This is a genomic window from Streptomyces sp. NPDC047853, assembly GCF_043204535.1.
In the GTDB taxonomy this organism is placed as follows: domain Bacteria; phylum Actinomycetota; class Actinomycetes; order Streptomycetales; family Streptomycetaceae; genus Streptomyces.
The window spans coordinates 31,781-51,811 of record NZ_JBIDCI010000030.1; the positions used below are offsets into that span (position 1 = coordinate 31,781).

The window sequence follows — 20,031 nt, forward strand, 5'->3', positions numbered from 1 at the left end:
CGACGACGGACTCCGCTTCGCTCATGTGCTCAGCCCACATCCCGCCGGGCGCATTGCCCCGCAAGGGCTGCGGAGCAGTTCCACAGCGTCACCCGCTAGGTCGGCGCAGTACGCCTCGCGCCCCGTCATGGCCATCGAGAGTGCCCGAGCAGGATCTGACACCAGGGGTGACGGGGATCGGTCGTGAACGGGCCGTCGTCCGCGGCGATCCTCAGTACGCCGATGCGTCCCTTGGCGAGGACCGCGAGGTCCAAACCCCGGTCGTACTCGTCATGTCACCGCGGACGCCGAGCATCTCCCCTCCGCAGTGGCGCCGGACGGCCGATTCGACCCCATCGTGGAGTTGCCGAGTCGGGCTCGATGGGCCACCGCTTCTGGCTCTCGGCTCTCGGGGCTCCCGCGCTCGACCCACTCCCCCGATGTCCCACGCGACCTGGCCGACCTCCGACCTCGAAATCCTGGAGGTCCTGGGCCGAGAGCTGCGGATGCGGCTGGTGCGGCCGGCAGCCCATCCGCGTCCTTGCCGCATGTCCCCCTTCGGTCTCCGATGAGTTTCGGTGCACCGGACGGTCCACATCGGTACAGCAGGCAAAGGGAGAACTCGATGGGTACGACGCACCGCCATCCGCTGACTCACATCGCTCGCCGCATGTTCGAGCTCCTGGAGCCGATCTGCCTGGTCACGTTCCTCGCCGACGAGTGCAACGAGGAACTGGCAGCACTCGGCCACCACACCTACTGGGACGGCTACTTCGCCAGCCGCGCCGCACCACTGGGCCGGGTGGAGGCCCACGTCGTGCACGCAGCGTTCTACAACTTCGCCGACGGGGAAGCCGCACGGCACATCCCCAGCGCCTGGGAGACGATCCCGCCCGAGGCCTCCGTCGCCGCGCGGGAAAGGGGCAGCACGGCTTCCCTGCGGCGCATCCTCGGCGACGAACTGGCCCGCTCCCCGGGCCTGGTACGCGCCGCCGACCTGACCACCAAAGCCGCGACGAACGCGCCCACGGAAGGTCGGGTGATGTACGCGGGAATGCGCACCCTTGAGGTACCCAGCGATCCCGTCGCCCGACTGTGGCATTCCGCGACCATGCTGCGCGAGCACCGCGGCGACGGGCACATCGCCGCTCTCGTCGGCGCGCGCATCGGCGGCACGGAGGCCCACGTGCTCTCCGCCCTGGAACAGGGCATCCACCCCCCGGGATCCTTCGGGCGCATCCATCATCTGCCGAAGAAGCGCCTGGCCGCAGTCCTGGACGGCATGTGCGAACGCGGCCTCATCGATACCGACGGCCACTTCACCGACACCGGCCGCGCGACCAAGCAGCGCATCGAAACCCTCACCGACGAACTCGCCACCCCGCCGTACGACGCCCTGTCACCCGCGGAACTCGACGAACTGATCACCGAACTCGAGCCCATCACCGCGACCCTGGTGGCAGCCGGCTCGCAGTGACACGCGGAGACCGCCGGACGCAGAGTGGGCATGCGCGACGACACCGAGCACGACATCAGCCCCGGCCCGCCACGTGCCGTGGCTCACGCCGCCGTGGTGCGGAACGTGCTGGGGCTGAGGCCTTTGTGGCGTTTGAAGGCGGTACTGAAACCGAAGGCGTCGGCATAACCGACGGTCCTGGCGATCTGGGCGATGCTCAGGTCGGTATCGGCCAGAAGTGCCTCGGCGTCGTCCATGCGGCACTCGGTGAGGTAGGCGAGGGGCGGACGGCCCATCAGCTCGGTGAAGCGACGGGCGAACAGCGCCCGGGAGACGCTGGCTTGAGCGGCCAGCGAGGCGACCGTCCAGCTCTGGGCGGGCCGCCCGTGGAAGGCGTGCAGGGCGGGGGCGAGGACCGGGTCGGCGAGGCCGCGGTACCAGCCGGGCGCGTCGGCGCCCGCGCGGTCGAACCAGGTGCGCAGCGTGCAGACCAGAGCCCAGTCGAGGAGCCGGTCCATCAGCGCCTGCGAGCCTGCGGAGAGGCGCGCGGCGTCGGCGGCGGAGTTCTCCAGCCAGGCGCAGACCTCGGCGTCCTCGGCTACGACCAGGACGGGCGGCAAGGCGCGCAGGAGTCGCTCGTGGCGGTGCCCCGAGGCACGGTACGCGCCCACGATCAGCGCGGTCGCTTCCTCCGGGCCGGTGCCCCAGTGGATCCCGTCGAGTTCCTGGCCGGTGCACGCGGCGTCCGCGGCGAAGCAGTTGATCTCGTACGCGCTGTGGGGGCGATGGACAGTGGCGGGCTCGTCCGCGAGGCGGAACCGCGCGGGGCCTCGGACGATGGCCGTGTCACCCGCGCCGACGGCCCGTTCGGTGCCGTCGGACAGCAGCAGCGTGCCGCCACCGCGCAGCACGCTGACCATGGTGAGCGGAGCGGCGTCGGCGAAGGTGATGCTCCAGGGCGCTGTCAGGACGGCATGACTGACGACCGAGCCCTCGGCCCGGATGCCGCTCAGCAGTGAACTCAGAGGATCCACACGGCAATCATAGACGATCTCCTATGTTCTGAAGAGTTTCTCCCATGGATCATCTACGGCGCTGCGGCTGTACTGGACTCACCGCACAGAACGAGCCTTCGGGAGAGACCGTGCCGCAGCACAGCAGTGACGACACCAGGACGGCCCTCGTGGTCGTCGCGCACCACCGCAGCGATTCCCTCACCGCCCACACCGCCCGGCGCACCGCTGCCCGGCTCGAGGCCGCCGGATACCGCATCGACCTGCTCGACCTGCACGCCGAGGGGTTCGACCCGCGGATGAACGTCGAGGACCAGCCGGACTGGGGCGACCGTGAGAAGCCGTACTCGGACGAGACGCACGCCCACATGCGGCGGATCCTCGCCGCCGATGTCGTCGTCGCCGTCTTCCCGGTGTACTGGCAGAGCGTGCCCGCCCTCCTCAAGGGATGGATCGACCGCGTCTGGAACTACGGGTTCGCCTACGGCCGCAGCAAGCCCCGGCTGGCGGGCAAGCGCATGCTGTGGCTGGCCCTGGCCGGCGCCACCGCCGACGACCCCGTCGCGGAGTCGATGCAGTCCGTCCTCGAGACCAACCTGAACGACGGCATCGCCTACTACTGCGGCTTCTCCCGCTCCACCGTGGGCCTGCTCCTGGACGCGGAGGAGCGACCGCAGCGCATCGACGCCGAGGGCAATCTGCTGATCGGTGCAGCGGTCGCCGGCGCCGAGCGGGAGGCGCAGTACACCGAATTCGATCGTAGGGCAGGGAAGTTCGTGGAGGAGTTCCTGGCGGACGAACTCGTGGCGGTCTGACGGCCTCCGCATCCCCCGCGCCGACACTGCGGCAGTACATGCGGGACCGGGTGACCCCGGCTCGAACCGGCGGACGCCTGAGCTGGGTCACCCGGTCCCGCCCCCTGCCGGTCGAGCGCTCCGCCGTCGCTGACCGCCCTAGGTCGGACGGCGGCCGCGCGCTCCAGCAGTGCGGCGAGTGGTGCGACTGTCCCCCTGGGCCCCGGGGCTCGTCGTGTGGTGGATGGCAAGGACGCCAACCGCTTCGGGCGGTCGGCAGCACGGCCGTCCACGACGGACGGCTCGGGGCAGAGATTGGTCGGCGCCCGGCCCCCCGGAGACGCCCCTTGCGAACCACGCGTCACAAGGACGGTCCCCGCCCACTCGTCCGGCCAGAACTTTTCCCTCACTGATGACAAAGCGTGGACGGCCCCGTCACAAGTCCCTACTGTGTCCGGTGCGACGCTGTGCGCCCCCTGGGCCCACGCACACCCCCCTCCGTCTCCGGGACGACGGCGCGTCCCGGCAGCGGTGGATCTCCCACTTACCCGATCGAGTTCCTCATGTCCGAGGAACCGTCAGGAGGTAACGTGTATCCACGGCTGTACCCCCGCCAGCTGGGCAGACGCCTGGCCGGAACGATCATCGCTTCCTTACTGGCCGTCGGCCTGTCGTCGTCCCCCTCCACGGCGGACGCCCCGGCCGCCGCGGCTCTCCCGCCGCAGGAACCGGGCGTCACCCTGCGCGTCTTCGACGTGCAGACCCCGCTGAACGAGATCTGCACGCTGAAGGCGGGCCAGACCCCGAACGTCGACAAGCTGATGCCCGTGATCGACTGGTCCTCGGCCGACGACTTCGGCCTGGAGACCCGCTTCGTCACCCACGTCCTCGGCAACCTCCACGCCGCGCAGGCGGGCAGCTATGCCTTCCGACTCACCAGTGACGACGGGTCCCGGCTCTGGATCGACGACCGCCTGGTCATCAACCACGACGGTCTGCACGGACCGGACGCCCCCAAGGACGCCACGGTCGACCTGACGGCCGGCTCCCACGCGCTGCGCATCGAGCACTTCGAGCGTGACGGCGGACAGCAGCTCACGCTGGCCTGGAAACCGCCGGGCGCCTCCGCCTTCAGCGTCGTACCGAACTCGGCCCTGAGCACGGACGCCGATGTCGTACGCGTGACGGCGCCGGGCCGCAAGGAGTGCGAGGGAGGTGCCGACTCGCCGGGAGACGGTCTGCCGCTGACGGGTGTGCACCCCAACTACACCCTCACCGATCTCCGGCCGAACGGCTTCGAGCCGCAGGTTTCCGCGATGGACTGGCTCCCGGACGGACGCCTGGCGGTGGCCACCTGGGGCGGCAGCAACAACACGGCGGGCGAGGTCTACCTGCTGAGCAACGTCACCGGCGACACCGGGCCCGACAAGGTGACCGCCAAGAAGGTGGCCTCCGGCTTGAAGGAGCCGATGGGCATCAAGCACGTGGACGGCAAACTCTACGTCTCCCAGAAGCACGAGCTGACCGAGCTCAACGACACCAACGGCGACGAGATCACCGACCAGTACCGCCGAGTGGCGACCTGGCCCTTCGGCGGGAACTTCCACGAGTTCGCCTTCGGCCTGCTCTACCAGGACGGGTTCTTCTACCTGAACCTGTCGGTCTCCATCAACTACGGCGGTGCCACCACCGACCCGCAGCCCGCCGCCAACCGCGGCACCACCATCAAGGTGAACAGGGCGACGGGCCAGGTCTCCTACGTCGCCGGCGGACTCCGTACCCCGAACGGCATCGGCTGGGGCCCTGAGGGCGGCATCTTCGTCACCGACAACCAGGGCGGCTGGCTGCCCTCGTCCAAGCTCGTGCACATCAAACAGGACCGCTTCTTCAACCACTACACCAATCCGGACGGGCCCTTCGACTCCCGGCCGGTGACCAAGCCGGTGCTGTGGCTACCGCAGAACGAGATCGCCAACTCCCCCAGCACCCCGTTGCTGTTGGAGGACGGACCGTTCGCCGGCCAGATGCTGTTCGGGGACGTGACCTACGGCGGTGTCCAGCGCGGGTTCCTGGAGAAGGTCGGCGGCGAGTACCAGGGGGCGGTCTTCCGTCTCACCCAAGGCCTGGAGGCCGGGGTCACCCGGATCAGCGTCGGCCCCGACGGCGCGCTCTACGCCGGTGGCCTGGGCGCGGGCGGCAACTGGGGCCAGGAGGGCAAGCTCGCCCACGGTCTGCAGAAGCTGACCCCCAACGGCGCCAACACCTTCGACATCCGCGCGATGCGTGCCGTACCGGGCGGCTTCCAGCTGGAGTACACCCAGCCCCTGTCGACGGACACGGCGAACGAACTGGCCGCCCACTACAAGATCAAGCAGTGGCGCTACGTGCCGACCGCCGCCTACGGCGGCCCCAAGGTCGACGAGGAGACACTCACCGCGCAGTCGGCCACGCTGTCCGCCGACCGCAAGACCGTCACCCTCACGATCCCCGGCCTCAAGACCGACCGCGTCGTGCACGTCCGCTCGCCCCGTCCCTTCAGCTCGGCCGGCGGCGAAACGCTCTGGAGCACCGAAGCCTGGTACACCCTCAACAAACTGCCAGGGGGCGCGTCCGGAACCGGTGAGGTGACAGGCGTCAACGGCAAGTGCCTGGACGTCGACAACTCCCAGACGGCCGACGGCACCGAGATCCAGATCTGGACCTGCAACGGCACCGGCGCCCAGCAGTGGACACTGCCCGGCGACGGGACGATACGCGCCCTGAACAAGTGCCTGGACGTGTCGGGCGGCGGCAGCGCCGACGGCACGAAGATCCAGTTGTGGACCTGCAACGGCAGCGGCGCACAGACCTGGCAGCCGCAGGCCGACGGCACGGTACGCAACCCGCAGTCCGGCAAGTGCCTCGACGCCTCCGGCGGCACCTGGAACGACGGCACCCCGGTCCACCTGTGGACCTGCCACACCGGGACCAACCAGAAGTGGACACTGCCCTAACACCCGACCCGGCATCACACTCGGCCGACAGCGGCGAGGCGGACTCCGGCATCTCCTACGGGAACCCGGGGCCCGCCTGGTCGACGTACGCGACCGCTTCGTGACGAGCAGGCGTAGGCCTGCGCTCCGCCTCAGCCCGTCGGCACTCGGGTGTCAGCCCCCTGGCCTCGCGGTCACGGCATGGATCGCAAGGGCGGGTGCTGCGTCGTGATGCCCGGGGGCTGGAGCAGTGGCGGAGGTTCGGGGCCGGGATCCTCGGTGACGACGACGCCGGCGCTCGCGTGGTCGAATCCGGCCGGCCAGCGGGTCTGCTCACTGGCCAGCGCACCGGTCAGACGTGCCTGAGCGAGGTCGGCAGTGCTCAGGTCGGAGCCACGCAGGTCGGCCAGGCGCAGGTCGGCGCGGCGGAAGACAGCACCGCCCGCGTCGGCCTTGCGCAGGTTCGCCTCACGCAGGTCGGACTCGGTGAAGTCCGCGTCGCGCAGGTCCGCCTCGACCAGCCGGGCGCCTCTCATGTCGGCCAGGACGCAGCGGGCCCGGCGCAGGATCGCCGTCTTGAGGTCGGCGTGCCGCAGGTTGACCGAGACGAGAGAGGCCTGCGTCAGGTTGGCGTGATACAGGCCCGCCGCCTCCATGCAGGACCGGTCGAGGTTGACCTCGTGCAGCCACAGCCCGTCGCAGTCGGCCCGGCGCAGGTCCGTGACGCTGAGGTTGACCCATGACTGCTCCCGAGGCTGCAGCAGCAACACGCCGAGTCCGGTGAGCGCCACCTGGGCGTCGGCCGCACGTACTTCCAGCGGGACCACGTCGTTGATCGGCACGTCCATCGCCGGAGCCTGGGGTCCGGCGGGCGGCCAGGGCAGGTGGGTACGCAGGTAGGCGGCCTGGATGGAGATGACGGCCTCGCGGTCGCGGGCGGAGTGCTCAGCGATCCGCCACAGCGCGTGGAGCCCGCCGATGCGTGTCTGCAGCTTGTCACTGCCGAGCTGATCGACGGCCGTGCTGAACCGGTCGGTGACATAGCCTTCCTGGGTGGCTCGCAAACCGTCCTGGCTGACGCGTAGTTGCCGCCAGGTGGCGTATGCGCCGAACAGTACGACCATGCCGCCCACGGCCTGCAGCAGTGCCGTGCGGACGTCGTTCACCGCTTTCAACCGGTCCTGCGCGGCGACGCTCGCCCCGGCGAGATCATGGTCGACCACCGCACTCGGCAACAGGACGAGTACGGCGCCCATCACGGTCACCCCCGCTGCCCCGGCCAGCAGCGCCCCCACCGCACGATGTCCGACCAGCCGGTCACGCCACGGCTTGCGGCCGCGGTCCGGCTCCCCCGTCTCCATGAGCATGGGAGCCTAGGCCCCGCACAGAAGGCGATCAAGGTGCGGGACCTCGGTGCGCGACGCTCAACCGGCGACGATCTCGCGTCTCACCAGGGCTGGGCTTCACACCCAGTCGCTGCCGGAGGCGGACCGGTTGAGGAGAGCGGGGAGCCTTGAAGGGCAACCTGGTTCGACGCTGAGGGCCCGGAGGGTGACGACGAGCAGCCCCGGGACTTCGACGAGGCCGTACAGGCCTTCCTTGCGGCTGTGCGGGCCCAGGACGCCACCTGGCAGGTGTCCTGGGCGCCCAGCACGGTCTCACGCCCCCAGGACGACTCGTCGCTGCTCGTTCGGATCTCCCTCCTCGACGAGGAACGCCCACGGATACTCGGCGGGTGGGCCGTGCACCTCCACGGCGCACACGTGCGGGCGTGGGAAAGTCTCCGGCCGGCTCTTCAACCTCCATGAGTCACAGAAGCAAGGCTTCTTGCGGACCTCCGGCACGACCGCCGAACTCGCCCTCCACTGCGCCGACCGGTTCGAAAGCCGGTCGAGCCGCCCTGCCGTTCGGGCCGAACGGCCCGCTGTGGCCGGAACGATTCCAACGCTGGGAGTGCGCCGACACAGGAGAGGCCCTCGTCATCAGCCTCGACGTGCCCGCCGATGGCACTCCCCCGGCCCACCGGGTCCCGGTCCGTCCCTGATCCGGCGGACAGGCTGCTGACCAGCCGTCGGCCGGGAGCCCGCCACCTCGACCTGGCCCCGCCCGCTCCTCCCTCGGTCCCGGCAAGTAACGCTGCTTAATGCAAGCCTAAAGAAAAGTCGTGTCAGACTCCTTGACCGAATCTGACACGGCGGGCAAGGTGCCGGAGAGCGCTCTCCCATGTTCCCCATTTCGAGGAGCCCCCGCATGCCCGCAGTCGGCATACCCCCAGCCGCGCCGGAGCCACGCAGATCCGGCCGTCGCCCCGCGGCCCTGATGTCCCGCAGACCCGGCCGCCGCGGTCTCGTCGGCGTGTTGGTCACCGCACTGGCCGCCACCCTTCTCGCCCTCGTCCCCGCCACACAGGCCCAGGCCGCGCCCGTGCTGCTCTCCCAGGGCAAGCCCGTCACCGCCTCCAGCCAGGAGCACTACGGCACCCCGGCGACCGCGGCCGTCGACGGGGACAACGGGACCCGCTGGTCCAGCGCGGCCGCCGACCCGCAGTGGCTCCGCGTCGACCTCGGCGCCCCCGCCGCCCTCAGCCAGATCGAGCTGCGCTGGGAGGCCGCCTACGCCAAGTCCTACCGGATCGAGACGTCCCAGAACGGCACCGACTGGTCGACGGCCTACTCCACCACCACCGGCGCCGGCGGCGTGGAGACCGTCAACGTCTCCGGCACGGCCCGCTACGTCCGTATGCTCGGCACCACCCGGGCCACCGGATACGGCTACTCCCTCTGGGAGTTCAAGGTCTACGGCACGACCGGCGACGACTCGGGACCGGTCATCCCGGGCGGCGGCGACCTGGGCCCGAACGTGCACGTCTTCGACCCGTCCACACCCGGCATCCAGGCCAAGCTGGACCAGGTCTTCCGGGAGCAGGAGTCTGCGCAGTTCGGCTCCGGCCGGCACGCCTTCCTGTTCAAGCCCGGCACCTACAACAACCTCAACGCCCAGATCGGCTTCTACACCCAGATCGCCGGCCTCGGCCTGCGCCCCGACGACACGACGATCAACGGGGACATCACCGTCGACGCCGGCTGGTTCAACGGCAACGCCACCCAGAACTTCTGGCGCGGCGCGGAGAACCTCGCCGTGAGCCCGGTCAACGGCACCAACCGGTGGGCGGTCTCCCAGGCGGCGTCCTTCCGCCGGATGCACGTCAAGGGCGGCCTCAACCTCGCCCCCAATGGCTACGGCTGGGCCAGCGGCGGCTACATCGCCGACAGCAAGATCGACGGCCAGGTCGGCAACTACTCGCAGCAGCAGTGGTACACCCGCGACAGTTCCATCGGAGGCTGGTCCAACAGCGTCTGGAACCAGGTCTTCTCCGGTGTCGAGGGCGCGCCCGCCACCAGCTTCCCCGAGCCCCGCTACACCACGCTCAACACGACGCCGATCTCCCGCGAGAAGCCCTTCCTCTACCTCGACGGCAACGAGTACAAGGTCTTCGCGCCCGCCAAGCGCACCAACGCCCGCGGCACCACCTGGGCGAACGGCACCCCGCAGGGCGAGTCGATCCCGCTGAGCAAGTTCTACGTCGTCAAGCCCGGCGCCACGGCCGCCACCATCAACGCCGCCCTCGCCCAGGGCCTGCACCTGCTCTTCACCCCGGGCGTCTACCACGTCGACCAGACCATCAACGTCGATCGCGCGAACACCATCGTGCTGGGTCTCGGGCTCGCCACGATCATCCCCGACAACGGGGTGACCGCCATGAAGGTCGCCGACGTGGACGGCGTGAAGCTCGCCGGCTTCCTCATCGACGCCGGCCCGGTCAACTCCCCGACGCTGCTGGAGATCGGTCACCAGGGCGCCACCACCGACCACGCCGCCAACCCGACCACCGTGCAGGACGTCTACATCCGCATCGGCGGCGCGGGCGCCGGCAAGGCCACCACCAGCATGGTGGTCAACAGCCACGACACGATCATCGACCACACCTGGGTCTGGCGGGCCGACCACGGCGAGGGCGTCGGCTGGGAGACCAACCGGGCCGACTACGGCGTCCGCGTCAACGGCGACGACGTCCTGGCCACCGGCCTGTTCGTCGAGCACTTCAACAAGTACGACGTCGAGTGGTACGGCGAACGCGGCCGGACGATCTTCTACCAGAACGAGAAGGCGTACGACGCCCCGAACCAGGCCGCCATCCAGAACGGGGCGACGAAGGGGTACGCCGCCTACCGCGTCGACGACTCCGTCGACACCCACGAGGCCTGGGGCCTGGGCAGCTACTGCAACTACAACGTCGATCCGAACATCCGCCAGGACCACGGCTTCAAGACCCCCGTCAAACCGGGAGTGAAGTTCCACAGCCTCCTCGTGGTCTCCCTCGGCGGCATGGGCCACTACAACCACGTCATCAACGAAACCGGTGCCTCCACGGTCCCGGCCGGCACGACGACCGTGCCGTCCACCCTCGTCTCCTTCCCCTGACCGGCCGTTCCCCGGCCACCGCGTCCCCTCCGGGCCGGAAGACGCCCCGCGCCCCGGCCCGGAGGGGCCCTCAGGCAGCCCTCCCCGGCCGCCCCCGCCTGCCCTCCCCACCCCGCCAGGAGCAGATGTGTCCACACCCCTCTCGTCCCGCAGACCAGCCGGTCGCGCCGCCGTGCCCCTGCTCGCCCTCGGAGCGCTGGTCGCGTCGACGCTCGCCGTCGCAGCCCCGCCCGCCCAGGCCGCGGAGGCCCTGCTCTCCCAGGGCAAGCCGGCCACCGCGTCGTCCCAGGAGGGCGTCGGGTACGCCGCCTCGGCGGCTGTCGACGGCAATCTCACCGGCACCCGATGGGCCAGCCAGTGGAGCGATCCGCAGTGGTTCCAGGTCGACCTCGGGCAGCGCGCCGACCTGAGCCGGACCGTGCTCACCTGGGAGGGCGCGTACGGCAAGAGCTACCAGATCCAGGCCTCCGACAACGGTACGGACTGGCGGACCCTGAAGACCGTCACCGGCGGCGACGGAGGCACGGACGAGATCGCGGTCTCCGGCGCCGGCCGGTACGTGCGCATGCTGGGCACCGAACGGTCCGGCGGCTACGGCTACTCCCTCTGGGAGTTCCAGGTGTACGGGAGCACCGACGGCACGCCTCCCGTCGGCGGCGGGGCGGTCGAGGTCACGGGATCCCAGGGGAACTGGCAGCTGACCGTCGGCGGCCAGCCGTACACGGTCAAGGGCCTCACCTGGGGACCCGCCATCGGCGACGCCCCGAAGTACATGCCCGACGTGAAGTCCATGGGCGTCAACACGATCCGCACCTGGGGCACCGACGGCGGCACCAAGCCGCTGCTCGACAGTGCCGCGGCCAACGGCATCCGTGTCGTCAACGGCTTCTGGCTGCAACCGGGCGGCGGCCCCGGCTCCGGCGGCTGCGTCAACTACGTCACCGACACCACGTACAAGAACAACATGCTCACCGAGTTCGCCAAGTGGGTGGCGGCGTACAAGAGCCACCCGGCGACCCTCATGTGGAACGTCGGCAACGAGTCGGTGCTCGGTCTGCAGAACTGCTACAGCGGCGCGGAGCTGGAGGCGCAGCGCAACGCGTACACCGGCTTCGTCAACGACGTGGCCAAGAAGATCCACAGCATCGACCCCGACCACCCCGTCACCTCCACCGACGCCTGGACCGGGGCCTGGCCCTACTACAAGCGCAACGCGCCCGACCTCGACCTGTACTCGATGAACTCCTACGGCGACATCTGCGGTGTCCAGGAGGACTGGGAGGAAGGGGGCTACACCAAGCCGTACATCATCACCGAGGGCGGGCCCGCCGGTGAGTGGGAGGTGCCGGACGACGCCAACGGCATCCCGGACGAGCCGACCGACGTGCAGAAGGCCGAGGGGTACTCCAAGGCCTGGGACTGCGTCACCGGTCACCGGGGCGTCGCCCTCGGAGCCACCCTCTTCCACTACGGCGTCGAGCACGACTTCGGCGGCGTCTGGTTCAACCTCGTGCCCGACGGGCTGAAGCGGCTGTCCTACTACGCGGTCAAGCGGGCCTACACCGGCTCGACCACCGGCGACAACACCCCTCCGGTCATCTCGAACATGGCCGTGAGCCCCGCCTCGTCCGCGTCGGCGGGCGGTGAGTTCACCGTCCGCGCCGACGTCCGGGACCCCGACGGCGACGCGGTCAAGTACAAGATCTTCCTCAGCGGGAACTACGCCAACGGCGACAAGCGCCTGGTCGAGGCCCAGTGGCGCGCCACCGGCAACGGCACCTTCGCGGTGACGGCCCCGGAGAAGCTCGGCGTGTGGAAGGTGTACATCCAGGCCGAGGACGGCCGCGGCAACGCCGGTATCGAGACCAAGTCGGTCAAGGTCGTCGCCCCACCGGTCTCCGGCACGAACGTGGCGCTGAACAAGCCCACAACCGCGTCCTCCTTCCAGCAGTCCTACGGCGACTGCCCGTGCGAGCCCACCAAGGCGACCGACGGCAGGACGGACACCCGCTGGGCCAGTGACTGGAGCGACCCGCAGTGGATCCAGGTGGACCTCGGCGCCGCCACTGCCGTCCGCAAGCTCCAGCTCGTCTGGGACCCCGCCTACGCCAAGTCCTACGAGGTGCAGGTCTCGGACAACGGCACCTCCTGGCGCACGGTCCACACCACGACCGCCGGCAACGGTGACATCGACACCATCGACGTCACGGCGACCGCGCGGTACGTGCGACTGCACCTGACGGCGCGTGGCACCGGCTGGGGCTACTCGCTGCACGAGTTCGGCATCTACAGCTGACCGACGGCGAAGGGCGCCCGTCGGCGCCCTTCGCGCCACCCCCACTCGGTACCTCGGCGGGCAGGAGGCCCCATGAGACCACGTTCGAAAATCCCCGCGCTGCTGCTCGGCACCGCACTGCTGGCCAGTGTGCTGGGCGTCGGCACCGTCGCCACGGCGGCCGGTCCCGACAGCGCTCCGGCCGTCTCGGCCGGCGCCCACACCGGACACACCATGGCGGTGTCGACCAGGGCGTCCGCCGACGATCCCGACGGCGACGGCTACATACCGGCCGTCCCCCAGGTCACCGGCGTGACCCCCTCCCAAGCCACCCCGCCGCCGCGCTACCACAAGGAGTTCCAGGCCAACTGCTCCGTCACGCACACCGCGCCGGACGACCCCATCGTGTACCCGGGGCAGCCGGGCAAGTCCCACGACCACACCTTCATGGGCAACAGGACGACGAACGCGGGCAGTACCACGGCGAGCCTCTACGGCGGCGCCACCACCTGCCTGGCACCGGCCGACGCCTCCGCGTACTGGATGCCGTCCCTGTACAAGGGGGACAGGAAGATCCTCCCCGTCGGGCCCCAGGTCATCTACTACAAGTCCGGTATCACCGACTACACCAGCGTGCGGCCCTTCCCCAGGGGACTGCGGTACGTCGTCGGCAACCCCATGCAGAGCGCCCAGGAGTTCCGCGCCCACAAGGGGTTCGTCGAGGGCTGGGAGTGCGGTGACAGCTTCTTCAACACCGACATCCCGGCGAGCTGTCCGAGCCGGCCCGACGTCCAGCTCAACATCCGTTTCCAGGCCCCCAGTTGCTGGGACGGCAAGTATCTCGACACCCCCGACCACCAGAGCCACATGGCCTACCCGGTCGTCAAGCCCGGCACCAACGACAACATGTGCCCGGCGTCCCATCCCGTCGCCCTGCCGATGATCGAGTTCAAGATGGCCTTCCCGGTCAACGGCGACATGAGTGACGTCCGACTGGCCAGTGGGCGGGGCTACTCCTTCCACTACGACTTCTTCAACGCGTGGGAGGAGAGGACCCTCAAGGCGCTGGTCGACCACTGCATCGTGGGCGGTCTCCAGTGCGACACCCGCGGCTACGACCAGAACCACCCGGAGCGCGGTGCCGTGCTGAACGCGGACCACCGGCTGCCCTGACCCGTCCGGCCTCCAGGGCCCGGCGGCACCCCGCGGTGCGGGTGCCGCCGGGCCCCTTCCGCCTGCCCGGACGCCTCCGACCCCCTCGCGGTATGGGGACTTGACGGGGGTGAGGTGCACGTCAGACGGTTGGGAGAGCGCTCTCCCAGTGAGGGAAGGGCAGGAGGCGGGGCGGACATGGACGACGGGGCACTGGATCGGCTCATCGGCAGGCTGAGCCTCGAACAGAAGGTGCGCCTGCTCACCGGCGCGACGACCTGGCGCACCGCAGGCGAAGACGCCGTCGGTCTGCGGGAGATGGTGACCTCGGACGGACCCGCCGGGGTGCGCGGCGAGGCATGGGACGAGCGGCGCACCTCGGCCCTGCTGCCCTCCGCCTCCGCCCTGGGCGCGATGTGGGACGAGGAACTGGTCGAGCGGCTCGGCGGCCTGCTCGCCGCCGAGGCCCGCCGCAAGGGTGTCGACGTGGTCCTCGCCCCCACGCTCAATCTGCACCGCAGTCCGCTGGGCGGCCGGCACTTCGAGTGCTTCTCGGAGGACCCGGAACTGACCGGCCGTACCGGGGCCGCGCTCATCCGGGGCATCCAGGCGCACGGTGTGGCGGCCACCGCCAAGCACTACGTCGGCAACGACTCCGAGACCGACCGGCTCACCGTCGACGTCCGGGCCGGTGACCGCACCCTGCGGGAGGTGTACCTCGCGCCCTTCGAGGCGGCCGTCGAGGCCGGGGTGTGGCTCGTCATGGCGGGCTACAACGCCGTCGGCGGCACTACGATGACGGCCAGCCCGCTCCTGGCGGAACCCCTCAAGGAGGAGTGGGGGTTCGACGGTGTCGCCGTCTCCGACTGGGCCGCCGTGCGCACCACCGAGGAGACCGGCCGCGCCGCCCTCGACCTGGCGATGCCGGGGCCGGAGAGCCCTTGGGGCGTCGCCCTGGTGCGGGCGGTGAAGGACGGTCGGGTCGCCGAGGAGGCGGTCGACGACAAGGTGCGTCGGCTGCTCCGGCTCGCCGCCCGCGTGGGCGCGCTGGAACCACGTCACCCGCGCAGAGCGCCCGCCGTGACGTCCCGCGACACCCGGGCGCTGCTGCGCCGCGCCGTCAGTGCCGGTTGTGTGCTGCTGCGCAACGACGCCGTCCTGCCCCTCGACCCCGCCGAGGTGTCCACCGTCGCCGTCGTCGGCGTGCACGCCGCGTCGCCGCGCGTCCAGGGCGGGGGCAGTGCGGGTGTGTTCTGCTCCGACGTGGTCACTCCGCTGGCGGGCATCCGAGCCCGACTGCGGGGCCGGGCCGGGGTGGTGTACGCACCCGGCCCGGCGCCGGGATCCCCGCCCGCTCCCCTCGGCACCGACGACTGCGGCGACCCGCGCTCGGGCACCCCCGGCGTGCTCCTGCGGGTGCTGGACGCGGCGGGGCGGGAACTGCTCGCCGAGCACCGGCTCTCGGGCCGGCAACTGGAGCCGGACCTGCCGCCGGGCGCCCACACGGTGGAGATCTCGGCGGTGCTGCGTCCCCGGCAGGCGGGGAGATGGACCTTCGGCGTCGGGGGATTCGGGCGCATGACGCTCACCGTCGACGACCGGGTGCTGGTGGACGGGGAGTTCCCCGGTGACACGGACGACCCGGCCGTCGTCCACGTCAACCCGCCCGTGCACACGGCGCGCACGGTACTCGCCACCAAGCGGCCCGTGCACGTGGTGGCGCGGCGCGAACTGGTGCCCGGCCGAGGGCGCGCCACCGTCGTCACCGCCGCGCCGCCGGAGCCGGACCCGGCGACCGCGCTGGAGGACGCCGTGCGGGCGGCCGGCGAAGCCGATGCCGCGATCGTGGTCGTCGGCACCACCGAGCACGGCGAGACCGAAGGGTACGACCGGGCCGGGCTGTCGCTGGGCGAGATCCAGGACGGGCTGGTCCGCGCGGTGGCCGCCGCGAATCCCCGCACGGTGGTGGTGGTCAACAGCGGCGGACCGGTCGAGCTGCCCTGGCGCGGCGAGGTGGGCGCCGTGCTGCTCACCTGGTTCCCGGGACAGGAGGCCGGTGGAGGGTTGGCCGACGTCCTGTTCGGCTTCGCGGAGCCCGGCGGCCGACTGCCCACCACCTGGGCTGCATCCCTGGCGGACGCCCCCGTCACGCGTACCCGGCCGGTCGACGGCCGACTGGAGTACACCGAGGGCCTGCACATCGGCCACCGGGCGTGGCTGCGGTCCGGTCGCGAGCCCGCCTACTGGTTCGGCCACGGGCTCGGCTACACGACGTGGGAGTACGCGGCCGTGGAGGCTCCGGCGCGCGTCCTGGCCGACGAGCCGTTCACGGTGCGGGTGGAGGTGCGCAACTCCGGTGAGCGCGCCGGGCGCGAGGTCGTACAGGTCTACCTGGCTCGCCCCGGATCGGCGGTGGAGCGTCCCGTGCGCTGGTTCGCCGGTCACGCGGCGGTGCGCGCGGAGGCGGGCGGGACCGCGAGCGCCGAGGTGGTGGTGGGCGCTAGGGCGCTACGGCACTGGTCGGAGGCGGACCGGGGCTGGGTGACGGAGCCCGGTCCCTACCGTCTGATGGTGGGCAGGTCGGTGGGGGACGTGCGGTGGGAGGGGACGGTCACGGTCGGCGGCCCGTGACGGGCGGGTCCGCACCTCGCCCGGGGGCTGCGGCGCGGGGCCGGGGCCGTGCTGCGCCCGGGGCTGCGGCGCCGGGAGCGAGGGGTGCGACGGAGGCCATGACGCACGCGCACGGTCTCTGCTTGCGCGGGTGGTGGGTGCGGGTGGTGGGTGGGTGCGGGTGGCGGTCGGCGGCGGGTGGTGGCGATCGGTGGGCGGTTGCGGGTGGCGGTCGGCGGCGGGTGGTGGCGATCGGTGGGCGGTTGCGGGTGGCGGTCGGCGGCGGGTGGTGAGCGGTGGGCGGTTGCGGGTGGCGGTCGGCGGCGGGTGGTGAGCGGTGGGCGGTTGCGGGTGGCGGTCGGCGGGCGGTTGTCGGCGGCGGGTGGTGGTGAGCGGTGGGTGGGTGCGGGTGGCGGTCCGCGGATCGGCACGGCCGCCGGACGGCAGCGGGCGGCACGGCGCCGTCACTGCACCGACCGCTCCCGCAGCGCCGTCCGCCACGCCGGGTCCTGTTCCACCGGCTCGGCCTGCTCCGGCCGGCCACCCCGGGCGAAGAAGTCGGCGAGCGGCAGGATGGCGGCTCCCACGGTGACGGCGTCCGGCCCCAGGGTGCCGAGGTCGATGCGGACACGGGCGGCGGGATACGTCAGGGCGTAGGAGGTGGCGTGGGCCGTCACGGCGTCCAGGAAGCGGCGGCCGAGCTGCAGTCCGGCCCAGCCGCCGACCAGGATGCGTTCGGGCTGGAAGAGGTTGATCAGGTCGGAGAACCCCGCACCGAGGTACTCGGCGGTCTCCTCCAGGACGGCCAGCGCCGTGGCGTCGGGTTCCGGGCCGGTCCCGGACGCGCAGGGTTCCGGGTAGGCGGCCGCGAGCATCGCGGTGAGCGCGGTCTCCTCGTCCACGCCCGCGGGCGGCCGCCCGCCCGCCTCCGCCCAGCGCTGGAGCAGGGCCTCCGCACCCGCGTACGCCTCCAGGCAGCCCTGGGCGCCGCAGCGGCACCGGCGCCCGCGCACGCGCACCGTCAGGTGCCCCCATTCCACGGCTCGGCCCGGTCGCATGTCGTCCCCGACGACGCAGGCACCGACTCCGGAGCCGAAGAGCACCACCGCCGCGCTCTGCGCGCCGCGGCCGGCACCGAACCACATCTCCGCCTGGCCGAGCGTCTTGGCCCCGTTGTCGATGTAGTACGGCACGGTGTCGGGCAGGATCCGGGACTCGCGCAGCAACCGCTCCAGCGGGACGGCGTCCCAGCCGATCGTCTGGCCGTGCACCACCGCACCGTCCTCGGCGGTCCTGGCGACGATGCCCGGCACCCCGATCCCGACGCCGAGCAGCCGCTCCACCGCGATGCCGGCCTCGGCCAGGACCTCGGGGATGCCGTCGCGAAGGTGCGTCATGACGAGGCCGACGTCGTAGCGGTCGACGCGGCGCGGGCCGGTGGCCTCCAACGGCCTCTCGATCCGGGCCAACTCGGTCAGGGCGAGGTCGAAGAGTTCGATCCGCACCCGGGTCTCGCCGATGTCCACGCCGATCATGTAGCCGCTGCGCGCGCTGATGCGCAGCAGCGTGCGGGGACGCCCGCCGGCGGAGTCGACGCTTCCGGCCTCCTCCACCAGGCCCTCGGCGACCAGCTCCGAGACCACGTTGCTCACCGAGCCGGAACTGAGCCCGGTGGCCGGTCCCAGGGAGAACCTGCTGAGCGGCCCGTCGAAATACAACCGTTGCAATACCGCGGTGCGATTCTCCCGCCGCAGGTCACGCACTGTACGGCCGCTGCGCACTCTCAACCTCGCCCCCTCGTCCGATGCTCCTCACCGCAACTTACATGCGGTAAGGCCCTTGACGCGACCTTCACATGAGGTTTAACTCACATCCTAAATTAAGCCGTGGGGGATTTCGGGGACCGTGGGGCGACGCTCCGCCCCCCTCCGCGGGCGACCCCGTCACTTTCCGGAAGGCCTCTGGAGTCATGCGCAGAATCAGAGCCGCAGCCGTCGGCGCCGTCACCCTCTCGTTCGCCCTCACCCTGGCTGCCTGCGGCGGGGGATCGTCCGGTTCGGAGGGCTCCAACGAGCAGCCGAAGTCCCTCACCTACTGGGCCTCCAACCAGGGCGCCAACCTCGAGGTCGACAAGAAGGTCCTCCAGCCGGAACTCGACAAGTTCGAGAAGGAGACCGGCATCAAGGTGAAGCTGGAGGTCGTGCCCTGGGCGGACCTCCTCAACCGCATCCTCACCGCCACCACCTCCGGTCAGGGCCCCGACGTCCTGAACATCGGCAACACCTGGAGCGCGTCGCTGCAGTCCAGCGGCGCCCTCCTGCCCTGGGACGCGAAGAACTTCGAGGCGATCGGCGGCAGGGACCGCTTCGTGGAGTCCGCGCTCGGTTCCACCGGCGTACAGGGCCAGGACCCGGCCGCCGTCCCGCTCTACTCCATGGCCTACGCGCTCTACTACAACAAGAAGATGTTCGCCGACGCGGGCATCGAGAAGCCGCCGGCGACCTGGGACGAGCTGGCCGAGACCGGCCGCAAGCTCTCCAAGGACGGCAAGTGGGGCCTCGGCGCCGAGGGATCCAACCTGTCGAACAACATCCACCAGGTCTTCGTGCTCGGCAAGCAGCACGGCGCGGACTTCTTCACCGCCGACGGCAAGGCCGACTTCACGTCCGACGGGGCCGTGGCGGCGGTCAAGCAGTACGTCGACCTGATGGCCAAGGACAAGATCGTCGCGCCCGGCAACGCCGAGTACGCGCAGAACCAGTCCCTGAGCGACTTCGCCAAGGACAAGACGGCCATGGTGCTGTGGCAGACGGCGTCGGCCACCTTCAAGGCGCAGGGCATGAACGACGACGAGTGGGGCGTCGCGCCCGCTCCCGTGCAGTCCGGTCAGCCGGGCGCCGGCAAGGCCACCAACTCCATGGTCGCGGGCATCAACATGGCCGTCTTCAAGAACACCAAGAACATCGACGGCGCCAAGAAGTTCGTGAAGTTCATGACCAGCGACGAGGAGCAGGTCGTCCTCAACAAGGCCTACGGCTCCATCCCGCCGGTCAAGGCGGCCCAGCAGGACGAGGCCTTCAACGGCCCGGCCCTCACCGTGCTGCGGGAGACCCTCGCCACCAGTGCCGCCGCGCTGCCCCAGGTCCCCGAGGAGTCGCAGTTCGAGACCGTCGTCGGCACCGCGGTCAAGGAACTCTTCGCCGACGCCGCCGCCGGCCGTGCGGTGACCACCGAGTCAGTGCGGGCCAAGCTCGAGAAGGCCCAGCAGCAGATGCCCAAGAAGTGAGTGCGGACACCC

11 protein-coding genes are annotated in these 20,031 nt (G+C 70.9%); 8 read left to right on the plus strand and 3 right to left on the minus strand.

Going from position 1 to position 20,031, the window contains the following annotated elements; translation table 11 throughout:
* The first annotated feature begins 604 nt into the window (after window positions 1-604).
* Window positions 605-1,456, plus strand: coding sequence for a MarR family transcriptional regulator (locus ACGF5T_RS33855; RefSeq protein WP_366768532.1), 852 nt, complete (start codon window positions 605-607; stop codon window positions 1,454-1,456).
* 83 nt (window positions 1,457-1,539) lie between these two features.
* On the opposite strand, the gene ACGF5T_RS33860 is transcribed toward ACGF5T_RS33855, so the two are convergent.
* A complete protein-coding gene (locus tag ACGF5T_RS33860; RefSeq protein WP_366768533.1) occupies window positions 1,540-2,469 on the minus strand; it encodes an AraC family transcriptional regulator in 930 nt (309 codons plus the stop codon).
* Between the two features lie 110 nt (window positions 2,470-2,579).
* On the opposite strand from ACGF5T_RS33860, the gene ACGF5T_RS33865 reads away from it, so the two are divergent.
* Both ACGF5T_RS33865 and ACGF5T_RS33870 read left to right on the plus strand, forming a co-directional pair.
* Window positions 2,580-3,263, plus strand: a complete 684-nt coding sequence (locus ACGF5T_RS33865) for an NAD(P)H oxidoreductase (RefSeq protein ID WP_356610423.1) — start codon at window positions 2,580-2,582, stop codon at window positions 3,261-3,263.
* Window positions 3,264-3,805: 542 nt separating this feature from the next.
* Window positions 3,806-6,235 carry a ricin-type beta-trefoil lectin domain protein gene (locus tag ACGF5T_RS33870; protein ID WP_392890207.1) on the plus strand — a complete coding sequence of 810 codons (2,430 nt, stop codon included), beginning with the start codon at window positions 3,806-3,808 and terminating at the stop codon, window positions 6,233-6,235.
* Between the two features lie 173 nt (window positions 6,236-6,408).
* Here the strand turns inward: ACGF5T_RS33870 and ACGF5T_RS33875 are convergent, their stop codons facing one another.
* The gene (locus ACGF5T_RS33875) at window positions 6,409-7,575 is read right to left on the minus strand and encodes a pentapeptide repeat-containing protein (protein WP_366768535.1); all 1,167 of its coding nucleotides are present in this window, start codon (window positions 7,573-7,575) and stop codon (window positions 6,409-6,411) included.
* An 889-nt stretch (window positions 7,576-8,464) separates the two neighbouring features.
* Here ACGF5T_RS33875 and ACGF5T_RS33880 point away from each other — a divergent pair.
* From ACGF5T_RS33880 to ACGF5T_RS33895, 4 genes are all read left to right on the plus strand, one after another.
* Window positions 8,465-10,696 carry a discoidin domain-containing protein gene (locus tag ACGF5T_RS33880; protein WP_366768536.1) on the plus strand — a complete coding sequence of 744 codons (2,232 nt, stop codon included), beginning with the start codon at window positions 8,465-8,467 and terminating at the stop codon, window positions 10,694-10,696.
* Window positions 10,697-10,823: 127 nt separating this feature from the next.
* Complete coding sequence (locus ACGF5T_RS33885; RefSeq protein WP_366768537.1) at window positions 10,824-12,992, plus strand: discoidin domain-containing protein; 2,169 nt, start codon at window positions 10,824-10,826, stop codon at window positions 12,990-12,992.
* Window positions 12,993-13,064: 72 nt separating this feature from the next.
* Window positions 13,065-14,144 (plus strand): DUF1996 domain-containing protein, encoded by a 1,080-nt coding sequence (locus ACGF5T_RS33890; RefSeq protein WP_366768538.1) that lies wholly within the window; start codon window positions 13,065-13,067, stop codon window positions 14,142-14,144.
* Window positions 14,145-14,321: 177 nt separating this feature from the next.
* Entirely contained in the window at window positions 14,322-16,754 is a 2,433-nt protein-coding gene (locus ACGF5T_RS33895; protein ID WP_366768539.1) for a glycoside hydrolase family 3 C-terminal domain-containing protein, read from the plus strand.
* Between the two features lie 443 nt (window positions 16,755-17,197).
* Here the strand turns inward: ACGF5T_RS33895 and ACGF5T_RS33900 are convergent, their stop codons facing one another.
* Entirely contained in the window at window positions 17,198-18,520 is a 1,323-nt protein-coding gene (locus tag ACGF5T_RS33900; RefSeq protein WP_356610416.1) for an ROK family protein, read from the minus strand.
* 182 nt (window positions 18,521-18,702) lie between these two features.
* On the opposite strand from ACGF5T_RS33900, the gene ACGF5T_RS33905 reads away from it, so the two are divergent.
* On the plus strand, window positions 18,703-20,019 hold the full coding sequence (locus ACGF5T_RS33905) for a sugar ABC transporter substrate-binding protein (RefSeq protein ID WP_366768540.1): 1,317 nt from the start codon (window positions 18,703-18,705) through the stop codon (window positions 20,017-20,019).
* The last annotated feature ends 12 nt before the right edge of the window (window positions 20,020-20,031 follow it).